The organism is Planococcus salinarum (assembly GCF_007004625.1).
GTDB classification, from domain to species: Bacteria; Bacillota; Bacilli; order Bacillales_A; family Planococcaceae; genus Planococcus; species Planococcus salinarum.
The window spans coordinates 33,144-46,900 of sequence record NZ_VIFV01000015.1 but is presented as its reverse complement, the minus strand read 5'-3'; the positions used below and the strand labels follow the sequence as shown (position 1 = coordinate 46,900).

At 46.6% G+C, this 13,757-nt stretch carries 14 protein-coding genes; 7 read left to right on the top strand and 7 right to left on the bottom strand.

What is annotated here, in order from left to right; all coding sequences use genetic code 11:
• Positions 1-142: 142 nt before the first annotated feature.
• The gene (locus DIJ65_RS10360; protein ID WP_117301926.1) at positions 143-634 is read right to left on the bottom strand and encodes a GNAT family N-acetyltransferase; all 492 of its coding nucleotides are present in this window, start codon (positions 632-634) and stop codon (positions 143-145) included.
• Positions 635-728: 94 nt separating this feature from the next.
• Between DIJ65_RS10360 and DIJ65_RS10355 the strand changes: the two genes are divergently transcribed.
• Positions 729-1,175: a GNAT family N-acetyltransferase gene (locus DIJ65_RS10355; RefSeq protein WP_117301924.1), complete on the top strand. Its 447-nt coding sequence runs from the start codon at positions 729-731 to the stop codon at positions 1,173-1,175.
• Positions 1,176-1,261: 86 nt separating this feature from the next.
• Positions 1,262-1,663, top strand: coding sequence for a hypothetical protein (locus DIJ65_RS10350; protein WP_117301922.1), 402 nt, complete (start codon positions 1,262-1,264; stop codon positions 1,661-1,663).
• Positions 1,664-1,698: 35 nt separating this feature from the next.
• Here the strand turns inward: DIJ65_RS10350 and DIJ65_RS10345 are convergent, their stop codons facing one another.
• A complete protein-coding gene (locus DIJ65_RS10345) occupies positions 1,699-2,826 on the bottom strand; it encodes an MFS transporter (RefSeq protein WP_117301920.1) in 1,128 nt (375 codons plus the stop codon).
• Positions 2,827-3,015: 189 nt separating this feature from the next.
• On the opposite strand from DIJ65_RS10345, the gene DIJ65_RS10340 reads away from it, so the two are divergent.
• From DIJ65_RS10340 to DIJ65_RS10325, 4 genes are all read left to right on the top strand, one after another.
• Positions 3,016-3,921, top strand: coding sequence for a diacylglycerol/lipid kinase family protein (locus tag DIJ65_RS10340; RefSeq protein ID WP_071152462.1), 906 nt, complete (start codon positions 3,016-3,018; stop codon positions 3,919-3,921).
• Between the two features lie 283 nt (positions 3,922-4,204).
• Positions 4,205-4,990, top strand: coding sequence for a helix-turn-helix domain-containing protein (locus tag DIJ65_RS10335; RefSeq protein ID WP_071152463.1), 786 nt, complete (start codon positions 4,205-4,207; stop codon positions 4,988-4,990).
• Positions 4,991-5,411: 421 nt separating this feature from the next.
• Positions 5,412-6,239 (top strand): membrane protein insertase YidC, encoded by an 828-nt coding sequence (gene yidC / locus DIJ65_RS10330; RefSeq protein WP_117301918.1) that lies wholly within the window; start codon positions 5,412-5,414, stop codon positions 6,237-6,239.
• Between the two features lie 53 nt (positions 6,240-6,292).
• Positions 6,293-6,538 (top strand): hypothetical protein, encoded by a 246-nt coding sequence (locus tag DIJ65_RS10325; protein WP_071152464.1) that lies wholly within the window; start codon positions 6,293-6,295, stop codon positions 6,536-6,538.
• A gap of 279 nt (positions 6,539-6,817) precedes the next feature.
• Here the strand turns inward: DIJ65_RS10325 and DIJ65_RS10320 are convergent, their stop codons facing one another.
• Positions 6,818-7,969 (bottom strand): 3-phenylpropionate MFS transporter, encoded by a 1,152-nt coding sequence (locus DIJ65_RS10320; RefSeq protein ID WP_117301916.1) that lies wholly within the window; start codon positions 7,967-7,969, stop codon positions 6,818-6,820.
• Positions 7,970-8,090: 121 nt separating this feature from the next.
• On the opposite strand from DIJ65_RS10320, the gene DIJ65_RS10315 reads away from it, so the two are divergent.
• Positions 8,091-8,930 carry a M15 family metallopeptidase gene (locus DIJ65_RS10315; RefSeq protein WP_117301914.1) on the top strand — a complete coding sequence of 280 codons (840 nt, stop codon included), beginning with the start codon at positions 8,091-8,093 and terminating at the stop codon, positions 8,928-8,930.
• Positions 8,931-9,207: 277 nt separating this feature from the next.
• On the opposite strand, the gene cls is transcribed toward DIJ65_RS10315, so the two are convergent.
• The 4 genes from cls to DIJ65_RS10295 all read right to left on the bottom strand — a co-directional run bounded on the left by cls (position 9,208) and on the right by DIJ65_RS10295 (position 13,752).
• Complete coding sequence (gene cls / locus DIJ65_RS10310) at positions 9,208-10,662, bottom strand: cardiolipin synthase (protein ID WP_117301912.1); 1,455 nt, start codon at positions 10,660-10,662, stop codon at positions 9,208-9,210.
• Between the two features lie 139 nt (positions 10,663-10,801).
• Entirely contained in the window at positions 10,802-11,632 is an 831-nt protein-coding gene (locus DIJ65_RS10305; RefSeq protein ID WP_117301910.1) for a squalene/phytoene synthase family protein, read from the bottom strand.
• A 193-nt stretch (positions 11,633-11,825) separates the two neighbouring features.
• Positions 11,826-12,545, bottom strand: coding sequence for an HAD-IIB family hydrolase (locus DIJ65_RS10300; protein WP_117301908.1), 720 nt, complete (start codon positions 12,543-12,545; stop codon positions 11,826-11,828).
• Positions 12,490-13,752, bottom strand: coding sequence for a glycosyltransferase (locus tag DIJ65_RS10295; protein WP_117301906.1), 1,263 nt, complete (start codon positions 13,750-13,752; stop codon positions 12,490-12,492). Before DIJ65_RS10295 ends, DIJ65_RS10300 begins: the two co-directional genes overlap by 56 nt.
• Between the last annotated feature and the right edge of the window lie 5 nt (positions 13,753-13,757).

The window sequence follows — 13,757 nt, the reverse complement described above, 5'->3', positions numbered from 1 at the left end:
CAACACCGAAAAGCGGAAACGGCCGTTCAGCTCCGAAAGGCATAAGATGAACTTCCGAAGCGGCGTTCTTTGCCGCATAGGAAGGACAGCTTAAGTCCGAGGAGTTGGCCGTTGAAGTCTGGACAATAAAAAAAGCACCCGCTCACAGAGCGGGTGCTTTCAAATTATACACGTATTTGGCTGTCTGCAATGGATGGCCTTCGAATAATTCCTCGAACTCTTCCACAAATTCAAAACCGTTCGCTTCATAAAAACTGCGGCCTTTAAGATTTTCACTCTCCACATAAACAAACAGGTTCGAGCCATCCAAAAGATAAGCCAATCCGCTGTCTAGCAGTTTTTTGCCGTAGCCGTTGCGTTGGTGCTCGGGTTTCATATACAGGGCGATCAATTCTGCATCGCCGTCGTCGTCGAGTTTTGTAAAGTTGGCAAAGCCGACGGGTTGCCCTTCATGTTCCGCCAAAAGCAGGATTGTCTTTTTCAAGCGCATTTCCATCATTGGGACGGAATAGGATTTATCTAGGAAATTCTGTTGTATATTCACAGGGATAATGTCTTGGTAAGTGTCAGTCCAGCTGATCTGGGCAATTTCCTGAACAGCCGTTATATCTTGGGCAGTACCTGTACGAATCATGCAATCACCTCTGAAATTCTTTTCGTCATCATATCAAAATTCCCCATGAATAGCCACTGATGTGGAATAATAGAGACTAAAGGAGGGAATGCATTTGACGTGGAAACTATATAGATTCGAAGAACTCACTGCTGCGGAACTTTATGAAATGCTGAAGCTGCGGGTGGATGTTTTTGTGGTTGAACAGAATTGTCCGTATCCCGAACTCGACAACCTGGACCAGGAATCGGTTCATTTGGCTTACAGGGAAAACGGCAAAATATTGGCTTATGCGAGACTCCTTCCAGGTGAAGTTAAATACGGGGTGCCATCCATCGGCCGGGTAATCGTAAGCCCGGATGCCAGGGGCCGGGGACTTGCCAGAGAGCTTATCCGCCGAAGCATCGATTTTATTTTCACAGAATGGCGGTCCGAAGAAATCCGCCTGCAGGGACAGCTCTATTTGAAGGAATTCTATCAGTCATTCGGCTTCGATCCGATATCGGATGTTTATGACGAAGACGGCATCCCCCATCTGGATATGAAGCTGGACAAAGCCTGATTATGGAATGCTATGCGAAAGAGATTAAATCAGGTGGAAAAGGGTATATATTATAGAAGACATTAAATCGCAGAGGAGTGGATCGGATGGCAAAAGGGAAAGGCAAAGGCCTGCTGTTGGCAGGTTTGGCTGTAGGAGCCTACACTTATTTCAAAAACCCGGAAAATCGTGAAAAAGCGACGTTGGCTTTTAATAATGCGAAAGAGAAGGTGAATTCATATATGGAATCTCAAAACCTCGAAGACGATAAGAAAACAGCGCATGATGGATCTAAACCGGATGAACCACGGGAAAACAAAATGGTTTCAGAAGGCGCAATGACATCGGTGCAATATTACAACGAAGAAGAACAGCAGGAAGAAGAGCAGAAAGAAAAACAGCAGAAAGAAGACAAAAAGAAATTATCGCCGAATGATACAAACGAGGAAAAAAAGGAAGATACCGAATCCGTAACGCCAGAACCTAGAATAAATACCGATAATATCTGACAGGGTGGTCCATTGACCACCTTTTATTTTTGGTCTCATTTTCGGATAGTGGCCAGGTTAACTGCAGCGGCACTTACCAGCAACACGCCGCTGGTGACAAATCCCCGGTCAGCACTCAGGGCCAACGCCCCTGTAAAAGAAGAACCTGCCACAACACCGATTGAAAAAAATGCATAAAAATAGCCATAGGCCTTGCCCCGCGAACGCGCTGTTGTAGAATCAATCAGCAAGGAATTGATGGAAGGGAACAAGAGTGCGAAGCCGATGCCGTAGGTGATCATGCTGAAGTAAAGCATGAAAGCGGCGGAAACGGCACTTAGCAGGAAGAGCGAACTGCCCATGATAAGGAATCCGGCTATTAATGTATAGATGGGTTTTACGCTATCAAACATACGGTTCACCGGAAGCAGGAATACCAGAATGGCTGCAATACCAAATACGCTCAGCAACAGTCCGCTCATTTGGGCGGGTAACTCCAGTCCGGAAACTTTCAGAGGAAGCATATAAGCGAGTACACCTTGCGAAAACATCAGGAAAAAGGCCCCCATGAAGGCCCGCAATAACCCCGAATTCAGAAGGATCATGCCGACAGTAAGCGGTTCGGGGGGAAGCTTTTCTTTCTTTATAACCTGGCGATTTAACAGGAAAAAAGATAAAAGGCCAAGGACGAGGAGCATAAGACCCGTCACCGTCATGGTTTCCGGGACGCTTGACCGGCTGGAAAGGATTGCTCCATATGCAGGTCCGATGATGGCGGCCAGTCCGACAAAAGCACCCGAAACAGCGGCACCTTTTCCCCGGCGGCTCCGGTCCGTCCGGTTAGCCAGGTAGGTGAATGCGGCAGGGATGATCAGCCCCGCTGCCAATCCGTGCAGGAACCGGATGGCAAGAAGGCTGTAAGGCCCCTCTGCAAGCGTGTATGTAAAGAGAAAAGAAGCTGTCAGCAGCAATCCGGCAACCAGAATCGCGAAAGGCCCTTTTCTATCAGAGAAAATACCGGAAACTATATTTCCGAATGTATTGGAAAGCGAATACATACCGACAGCGAGGCCGGTCAAAAAAGGTGTTGCCTGGAGCTCGATTGCAAATGGACTGATGATCGGCAATTGGGCAAAAAGATCGAAAAAAGCAAAGAAAATGATAATGTAGATGAAAACTTGCATTGGTGTTCCTCATTCCCTGGAAGTAATGAAAAATTAATGGATTAAGACAGGCTGATAAAAGGGTAAATAGAAATAATGAAGCTGATATAAGGCCGAAATTCATATAAGTCGCTTCGGCGCTGGTTTGCGGAATACCGCTATAAAAGTTAGTAATTCAATTAATACATTATACCATCTGGAGGGAAAAAGATGAAAAAGGCTATGTTCATATTGAATCCATCTGCAGGAAAAGAAAAAGCAGCCGATTACAAAGAAAATGTTGAAAAAACACTTAAAGAAATGGGATATATTGTCGATACTAAAGAGACGGAAAAACAAAGGGACGCCACCAACTTTGCACAGGAAGCCTGTGAGCAGAAATACGACTTTGTTGTGGCGATGGGCGGAGACGGCACAATCAATGAAGCGGTTTCGGGTCTTGCGGAGCAGTCTCATAAACCTTTGTTTTCTTTGATCCCGCTTGGGACCGTCAATGATTTTGCCCGTGCCCTCGGAATTTCCCTGGATCCCGAAGAAGCGATTGAAGCTTTGAAGGTGGGCAGAGAGAAAGCCGTGGACATTGCCAAAGTCGGCGATCTGTATTTCATGAATATATTGGCGATCGGTGACGTTGCGGAATCCACTTCGTCCGTTACACCAGAACAAAAGACACGACTTGGCGCGCTCGCCTATTTCATAGAAGGGATCAAAGCGATCACTTCAGAAGAAGAAACGCATTTCGAAGTTGAGCATGACTATGGGGTTTGGGAAGGGGATGCAAAACTGGTCCTCGTGGCTTTGACCAACTCGGTGGGTGGCTTTGAAAAACTGGCACCCGAGGCGTTGACGGATGATGGGCTTCTCCATCTTTATATCGTGGAACACGCCAAGCTTGCCGGATTCGTCCGTATGGCGGGAGCATTGTGGAGGGGGAAACTGGAGGATGATCCCGCAGTCGAAGCAATCCACACCACAAAAGTTGTGATAAGAACCAAAGAGCCGCTGCTTTGTAATATTGATGGAGATGAAGGGTGTGTCACGCCTTTCAAAATCGAAGTTCTGCCACGCCATATCCGGGCACTTATTCCACCGGAAAAAGAGGAATTAGAAGAGTAAAATAATGAATTGTGTTATATTGCAGGAGGCATAGCAGGTTTCAGTTATATTAAAAGTATGTTACTTTTAGAAGAAAAGCGAGATTTTTTACGATAATTGCGGTATCTTTAGTATATATTTTGGGAATATATTTCCTGATAAATTTGCGGATGGGACATAGGTAGTAGATCATATTGCTTAAAAATTTATATATTATTAAGCAAAACTGTGTCCTTATTTATTGTTTCAGTATATAGTTAATACAGTGAATGCAAAAACTTGTAAAAAGAAAGACGGGGAAAAGATGAATATAATTGCTGTACCAACAATTCAGGAGACGATTTCCAAGATTTTTATGGCAGAGAGCGAAAACCTCAACCAATACGATGGCCTGGAAAAGTTTTTTGAAACCGAAACTCAATTAATCTATGAAATACACCATTTGGAAAAAGAAAAAGCGAAAGAGACACTTCGTGCGTTGATCGACATGATTTCATTGCATGCCGGAAAAGATACAATCCGCGCAATCCGGAATTATTACATAGTTCTTTCATCAGTGATGGCACGAAAACTTTTTGAAATGCGTGTGCCGCCGAAAAAAGCTTTCGCTTTCAATAATGCCTGCATCGAACTTGTGGATAATCGCATGAACGATTCAGAGTTTCTGTACGTTGCGGACGAACTGATCGAATTCTTCATTTCCGTTATTTCAGAGCGCAAACAGCCGTCGTTCGGCCATCAGACAGTAAACAAAGTCGTTATGTTCATTAACGATGAAGTGGAACGCGATTTGTCTGTTGAAGACGTTGCCAAGCATTTCCACATTTCAACAAGCCATCTGTCACGGATTTTCCGTGAACATGCAGGCATCACTTTGGTCGAATACCTCAATGTGCGCCGGGTTGAAGAGTCGCAGCATTACCTTCGCCATTCAGATAAAGGGATCTCTGAAATTTCCAAACAATTCCATTTCTGCAACCAAAGCTATTTCACCCGCATTTTCAAGAAATATACGACGGTGACGCCGAAGCAATTCCGCGACAGCCAGCATATTCCTTATTTCAGATATACATTGCCGAACGCTAAGTAGGGAGAAGAAATTCTCCCTTTTTTTTATGGGCTTTTTGCAGGCTGGTGAATTTCTGGTGTCCAGGCTCCAGCGGCCCAGCCCCTCGAGTCGCTTCGGATTTACCATTCATGGCAAAAGGACGCCATGCCTGGTAAACCCTCCAGCGCTTATCGGGGCTTAACGGGCGCTGTCGCTTTTCGGTGTCCAGGCTCCAGCGGCCCAGCTCTTCGGGTTATAAGCCACTCTGGCTGCGTGCCAAAGAGCGCCACTTCGCCAGATTGTCTTATGCCTTTGAGAGCTTAGCGGTCGCTTTCGCTTTTCTCACAGCCACAATCCTGTCAAATCCAGTGGTGAAAATTGGACGGCATCTTTTCGTAGTTTGAAATATGCTCTCCGTATGCGGTATACTTCTTAATAGTTTAAAAAGGTGAAGGTGACTAATTTGAAAAAGAAATTAATATTAATGTCGATGCTTACAGTTGCGGTGCTTTTCCTGAGTGGCTGTGCGGCTATTGAAAATAAAGAAGGCTTTTTCTATAGCTTTTTTGTCGCACCATTCGATTTCTCCCTCGACTACCTCGGGAACCTCTTTGGCGGCAGTTACGGCCTTGCCATTGTGGCCATCACAGTCGTAATCCGGTTGGTGCTGATGCCATTCATGCTGCGCACGTATAAACGCCAGCAGGGGATGAAAGTCAAAATGGATAAAATGCGTCCGGAAATGGAAGACATCCAGAAACGCCTGAAAGAGACGAAAGACAAAGAAGAACAGATGAAGCTTCAACAGCAAATGATGGGGCTTTACAAAAAATATGAAGTCAATCCATTGAATATGGGATGTCTGCCGGTAGTTATCCAAATGCCGATCGTCATGGGCTTGTATTTTGCCATTCTTTACTCGCCGGAAGTGCGATCGCACGAATTCCTGTGGTTTAACCTGGGCGAACCGGATATTGCCATGACGCTGATAGCCGGTGCCGTATACTTCTATCAGGCCAAAGTATCACTTTGGACGATGCCTGAACAGCAACAGAAACAGATGAAAATGTTCATTTACATTTCACCGATCATGATCATGTTCATTTCATTCACTTCAATGGCGGCCCTGCCGGTTTACTGGACTGTCGGTGGTATTCTGCTGATTATCCAGACGTTCATCGGCCGGAAATTCTATTCCAATCATCCGGAAATCGCATTGGAAGCAGTGGAAGATGAAGAAGGTGAAGAAGAGAAAGAACAAGAAAAAGTGGATTTGGAAAAGAAAAAATAATAGAAGCTCGCCGGCATCCGATGCCGGCTTTCTTTTTAGGGGGAGTAAAGCAAATGAGTTTAAAAGTGCTTCAAGGCATCGGGATTGCAACACTCAGCGTGCTGGCTGTCGTTTTCCTGATTCTGGGTTATATGGATATCGCGGTGCTCTTCATGACAGTGCTGTTCGTAATGACCAATACTTTCAGGTATCGCCAGATGAAAGCCCAGGGCATGGACAGGGAAGCAAAATGGATGTTGGCCATGGCCGTTATCTTCGGCATCCTGTTTTTCGTGGTGCTTGGAACGATTCTTTTCTAAATAACATATTTCCAATTAAAAACAGCGCAATCCTTTTTAAGGGATTGCGCTGTTTTTTTCATACTATATTATTTTTCCTTGAAGTCTTCCTATGCCGAAGCTGCAGTGTTTGGTGATTGCCGCTTGTCCTGTTCGCGCTCATTTAACAAAAGATCCAATCGATCCATCAAAGTGAGAAGATCGCTTTGTGAAATTCGTTTCATTTTTGTCCATCTCCTTGTTGCGTTGATGTCCATTTATTCGACGGGCAATCTACGCTTATGGGGGTGGACTGAAAAACTAATAGGAAAATTTCTTTCTGGTTAGCAAAACCAATACAACCGCCGGGAATGAGAACGTAATCATGCCAAGGAACGACAGGCCGGGCGAAATTTCGTAAAGGAATCCGCCGATGAAGGTCAGCAGCGCGACACTCAGGCTCATGGCGATGGCGGCATACATGCCCTGGGCCGCCGGAATATGGAGTGGATCAAGTTTTTTGAAAATATAACGGATAAAGGCGAAATGGGCGACGCCGAATGATAAAGCATGCAGCACCTGCGAAAAGATGAAGACCCAGACAGTCGGAAACAGGAAAATCAGAATCCAGCGCACCGTGGAGCCGATGCCTGCCAACAGGAACATGGAAGAAACGCTCCACCTGTCGAACCACGTATCCGCTTTGGCAAAAAAGACGATTTCAAAAATGATGGCGACATTCAGAATGATGCCGATGTAAAAACTGTTGACGCCGATATCCTGCAAGTAGATGAAGCCGTAATTATAATAAGCGGCATGCGCGCCCTGCAGGAGAATTGAAACCGACAGCACCGTCAGGAACGCTTTCGATTTCAGCAGTTGCCGGACAGCATCTTTGCTGGCTTTGTTTTTGGGTTCCGGCTTTATTGACAAAGGTGCGGGTGAAACTGCCGACTGCGTGATAGCCATAAACAGCAGGCCCGCCATCATGACCCACAGGATGGCCTGCTCCTGCCAAAGAGCGGTCACGATGCCGACAATCAGCAATGCGACGGTATAGCCGAGTGAGCCGAAGGAGCGGCTTTTGCCGTAATGGATGCGGTCTGTCTGCATCAGTACGGTTGCACCGCTTTCTATCGCAGGCAGCAGGTTCGGATAGATAAAGCTGAAGAGGAACGTAATGGCGAATAACAGCGTATAGGAATTTGCCGGTATATACAGTGCCATGATGAAGAGTGAAGCAATGGCAAGTATCTGCATGAGGCGGCCAAGTGAAAACAGGCGCGTGAGCAGAGGAAAGAACAGCAAAGTCGACAAGGAACGGGCTATCATGCCGGCACCCATGATGATGCTGGCCGCCGAAACGCTGAGTCCTTTATCGTTTGTCAGCCAGCCGGTCCAATAAGGAAGAAAAACTCCCCAGGTAAAGAAGAAAGCAAAAAAATTAAGTGACAGCCATTTTTGGTTGTTCATCATTGTTACCTCGAATCTCTAAAAAGTCATTTCAAGTATATCGAAAGTTCGATGATATAGGGAGAATTTCAATCATAAAGGTGTTAGAATAATAAAGACTTTGAGAGAAAGAAGGAGAACTATGCAATCTCGCCATTCAATGAATAACAAGAAACCTTATATAAAATGGATCCTGATCATCGGTGCTTTGCTGATTGCAGCGTCCATCACCGTGTGGATGTATCTGCATGATTGGGATATGGAGCGGAGCCTTGATGCGTTGACGGGGAATGATGCGGAAGAGCGAATTGAAGAAGTGCAGGAAGAAGATGTTGTCATTCCGGAAGAAGAAGCGGAAGATGCCAAAGACAACCTGCCGGTAACACCGGAACCGGATGAAGAAGTGGCGGAAGAAGAAGTCAAAGATGCGACTGTCTACCCGGAATCCATCGAGTTGCCGGAAGAACCGGCGATTGTTGATGGCATTTTGCTGGTGAACAAACAAAATCCGCTGCCATCTGATTATGCTCCTGGCGTAAATCCGGAAGCGAAAAGCGCTTTTGATGAGATGCGGGCAGATGCGTTGGAGGCGGGAATCGATTTGATTGCCTTCAGTACTTTCCGCGACTTTACACGCCAGAAAGAATTGTATGAAGGGTATGTGGCAAAAGACGGTCAGGAAAAGGCTGATCGCTACAGTGCCCGTCCCGGCTTTTCAGAGCACCAGACCGGCTTGGCCTTTGATATTGGCGAAACCGGGCAGGAGCAGCACTGGGCTGCAGCAAGTTTTGGTGACACGGAGGCCGGCAAATGGGTAGCTGATAACGCGCATCGCTATGGCTATATCCTGCGCTACCCGGAAGGCAAAGAACAGTTGACGGGTTATATGCATGAATCCTGGCATTTCCGGTATGTCGGAAAACAAGTGGCAACGGAAATTTTCGAAGCGGGCCTCACATTGGAAGAATACCTGGAACAATAACAGAGACTATTTGAAAGACAAAAGGCACCTGGGAGTAAGCACTGCTTACTCCCCGGTGCCTTTTGATGCAGAAAGGATATCTCAAAGGTTCTTTGGAGTGGATATATTCTTGTCCAGACTTCAACGGCCCAACTCTTCGGGTCATAAGGCGGTCCAGTTATGCGGCGAAAAACGCCACTTCGCTGTTCCGTCTAAAACCTTATTGCTCCTGTCTCTGCATCGCTATCGCTAGCTTCGAGACATGAAAGTGCGTTGCATCGCTTCGCTGCCGCTTCACTTATAAGATCGGTGCCAGCAGGCGGGCAATCGATTCTTTTGTTTTGATCATTTTGGTTCTTTCATAATAGGCTTCCATCGTCAGTTCCGTCGACAATTCCATGTCCTGGTGGAATTGCCGGGCGAGCTCGCCGGAAATCTCTTTATCATAAATAAAAGCGTTCACTTCAAAGTTCAATTTAAAGCTCCGCACATCAATGTTGGCGGTGCCGACTGTTGAGGCCTTGCCATCGACGAGAATCATTTTTGTGTGAAGGAAGCCATTGTCGTATATGAATACCCGTGCACCCGCCCGCAGCAACTGTCCGGCATACGAGTAAGTCGCCCAGTAGACAAAAGGATGGTCGGGTTTATTCGGAATCATGACACGCACATCAATGCCCGACAGAGCGGCCACGCGGATGGCATCATAAAAGCTTGCATCGGGGATAAAGTAGGGTGTCTGGATATAGATATACTCATCGGCCATATTGATGAGTTTCATATATCCGTCTTTTATCTGTTCCCATTCTTCATCCGGACCGCTGGAGACGATTTGCATGGAAGTTGTGCCTTTTTCCGCCATGGCTGGGAAATAAATCTCATCATACTCGATATCCTGCCGGGTGGAGGCCTGATTCCAGTCACGGATGAAGCGGGTTTGCAGCGGATGCAGCGCACCGCCTTCAAGACGGAGATGGGTGTCGCGCCAATAACCGAATTTCCTGCTGAGTCCGATATACTCATCTCCGACGTTAAAGCCACCGAGGTAGCCGATGCAGCCATCAATGACGACGATTTTTCTGTGGTTGCGGTAATTCAGCCGCGGATTTATGAGCGGCAGTTTGGACGGGAAGAACGTTTCAACCTCGCCGCCGTGCCTGTTAAACTCTTTGAAATGCCTTTTGCTCAAAGTTCGGGATCCCATATCGTCGTAAAGAAGCCTTACTTTTACACCCTGTTTCGCTTTTTCAAGCAGGGCGTCCATAAGCCGTGTCCCCAGCTGGTCAAGCCGGAAAATGTAATATTGGACGTGGATATGGTGTTTGGCGCCTTTGATATCCTCCAATAAGGCTTCGAACTTATCGCGGCCATCATTAAAAATTTTTACATCATTATTTTGTGTCAGGACCGCACCATTGTTCCGAAGGTGAAGATAGATCAGGTCTTTGTACTCCTTCGTATTGTCATTTCGGTAATAAAACGTATCATCATGCAATTCATTCATCTGATGGGCAATCAGTTTTTCGATTCCGACCCGTGTGCGGCCTTCCCATTTAAAGAGGGTTTTTTTTCTGAGCTTTCTGCCGAGCAGCAGATAGATGAAGAATCCTGCAATTGGGATGAAAAACAGGACCAAAAGCCAGGCCCAGGTCGAAGAAGCGTCACGGCGTTCAAGAAAAACCAGTGCTGCAGCCAAAAAGATATTGAGTATGAAAGTTGCGACGGCTAAAAAACTGATGATGGTTAAGGTCATTTTACTTCCCCTTTTATGTAAATACAGATGTTATTTACAGTATAAACTTATTTATTCTTTAAAAGAAGAAACTGGAAGAAACAAGCCGGCTAAAATGCATTAAGTAAAAGCCCGCTTCAAAAGAAACGGGCTTACCGGCTTAATTGACTTGTTCCTGTTTCTTCAATTGCTCCACAATGCCTTCCACTTCAGTACGGCTCATTTTTTCCCTGCCCGATTTCAGCGCTTTTAATGTGCTGTGGGCGAGCGCAAGAGGGACTTTGCAGAACATGAGAATTCTCTTGTTGTGGATCGATTTCACATATAAATCGGCCTGCGCCAGGTTTTCGGTGGCGTAATTGAACATGTCGTCACGGGTCCAGCCGTCGGGCACGAAACTGACTCCCCGTTCACGATCCTCGTCCAGGTTTCGGAGCATATTAACGGCCTGCAGTCCACGTCCGAAACCGATGGCCAGTTCAGGGTCTGTGTCGGTATTGTCATGCCATTTCCATAAATCCGACAGCATTGTTCCGACAAGTCCCGCAACATAATACGTATAGTCATCGAGGTCCTCACGGGTCCGGATGACGAATTTACGGTCTACCCACTTTGCCATCCCTTCAGCCATTTCCGCTGTGGATTCCAGAACTTTCGGTGCGATTTCAGGAGGGCAGACGCTGATCCAGTCAGCAAGTCGAAGACTTACTTCGGGAAGCATCTGCTCGTATGGTTTGAGCATCGCTTCATAGGCTTCCCGGTCGAACGGCAGATGAAGCATTCTGCTGGTTTCTCTTAACAACCGGCTTTTCACTTCATCCTCCAATTCAGGATGATCTTCGAGTTCGTCAATTGCGCGCATGCAAAGATAAGCTGAGCCTACAGTCTTTTTTAGGACAGGTTCCAAAAAGCTGATGGGAATGAAAAAAGTGCGGCTCGTTTCTTTCAGCATGACCATTGACTCTTTTTGCAGATTCGCAACTTTACTCATCTCAAATTCCTCCTTATTAAATGGATATATCCGGCGCGTTTATGTATATTTTCCTGGCGCAGTCCATACACTTGAATGAAATTGCCGTCCCATTAAATATAAACCATCTGAGCGAAAAAACAAACGATAATACGATTGCGGCAAAAGGGAATACAAAAATCCCTCTCCAAAATTCAAGTTTGGAGAGGGATGCTTATTCCGGATGGAAATAGTTCCAGGCTTCCTGGATGCCTCCCGCGCAAACTTTCGAAGCTCTGAAAATCATCGGGCTTTCAGGACTTTGGAGCAATTCGGGTTGAGCATTTCCAACTATTACAGAAGGGAAACCCAGTGTCAGCATTTCCTTGTCGTTTCCTGAATCCCCCGCCACGAGCATCTTTGCTTCATGAGCGTTGAATTTATCCAGGATGTACTGGAGTGCCGCTCCCTTGCCGCTTTCTGCAGGGAGGATGTCGAGATCACGTCCGCCGCTGAAAATCAGCTTATGCGGAATGCCGGCTGAAGCCAGCCGCTGCTCAAATGCAAGGACTGTATCGCTGTCTTCCGCGTAAAAAGAGCAGCGGTTGCTGACGGGAAGATCCTGCTTTTTCAATCCTTTAAAAGAAGCGGCAAGTTTGTCAATCGCCTCGGGCTGCCAATGCTTCAGCATCCTGTGTTCCCAGGCGCTGTCTTTTTCGAGCGCAGGACCAAGGTGGATTTCTGTGCCCACATCTGTAATCAATACTTCTGGAATCGGGAGGTTCTCCTGTTCGATCAATGACATAGCTGACTGGTGATGGCGACCGGTGATATAGATCAGGGAGACGTCATATTCCTGGCTCTCGTAAAACCCGAGAAGCCTGTCCAATCCTTTTCTGTCACCGACCAGCGTTCCATCCAAATCGGTTGCCAACAAATGGGTTGCTTCGTTCATTGTTTACCACCTCATACATTTTCAATACTTTTTCAGAAATCGAAGGCCAATGGAAATCTTTCTTGGCCAATTCCACGGCCTGGCGGCTGAGGCGTTGGGCGAGAAGCGAGTTGATCGAGATTACTTCCATCGCCACCGCAAGATCCACAGCATTCTTCGTTTCCACCAGCAGTCCGGTTACGCCGTCCTGTACGACATTTTTAAGCCCGCCGACATTGGATGCAATGACAGGGCTTCCGCAGGCCTGGGCTTCTGCTGCAACCATGCCGAATGATTCATAGAAACTGGGTACGATTGTCGCAGTCGCAGAATTGAAAAGAAGCGCCAATTCTTCCTGTGATTTAGGTCCGAGAAAATCCACGTGTTCTTCAATGCCGCGCAAGGCTTTTCGTATTTTATGGTTTTTTGGCAGATTGGTCACCGGGTCGATTGCATCCGGTTCACCGCCGGCAAGCACCAATCGCGGCCGGTATGTCTCTGTCGTTTTTTCGGAAAGCAATTTAAAAGCATTGAGCAATGTGAAAATGCCTTTGGTTTCTTCCAGTCTTCCGGCGAAGACGAATAGTGGGCTGGAATAGCCGAGCTTTTTGCGAATATGGGTCCGGCTGCCGCGCACTTTAAATGCCTCGTCAACACCGATGGGGATTACATTGATGGGAGAAGGAGAGTCGACTTGCTGCCTGATCAAATACTTTTCGCTGTTGGTTGTGGCCAACACCTGATCGGCTTTTTGCAGAATCGCTGTTTCAGCTTGCGTACGCGTGTCATCTTCAATTCCTGTTGCTTCTTCTTTTGCCCATCCAAGAGAATGTGAGGTATGAACGAAAGGCAGATTGAACTCTTCTTTCAGCTTCATGCCGATTAATCCCGACAGCCAATAATGCGTATGGACAATGTCATAGGTGTGAAGCGGCAATTTCTCTTTCATCTCTTTATAAAAAGCGGAAAGCATCGAATGCATTTCATTTTTTGAAACGAATCCTTTGTATCCGGCTTCGATCCGGATAACACGGCAGGCTTTGCCGAAGGTTTCGATCTGCGGGGCAGAATCTTCGCACCAGTGAGTGACGACATCGACCTGCACCCCTTTGTTTTCCAGAGCAAGTGCCAATTGTTTTACATAATTATTCTGGCCACCGGCTTGCTTGCCGCCCAACTTTGCCAAGGGATCTCCATGATCCGAAACAAACAGCACTTTCTTAATCATCGAGT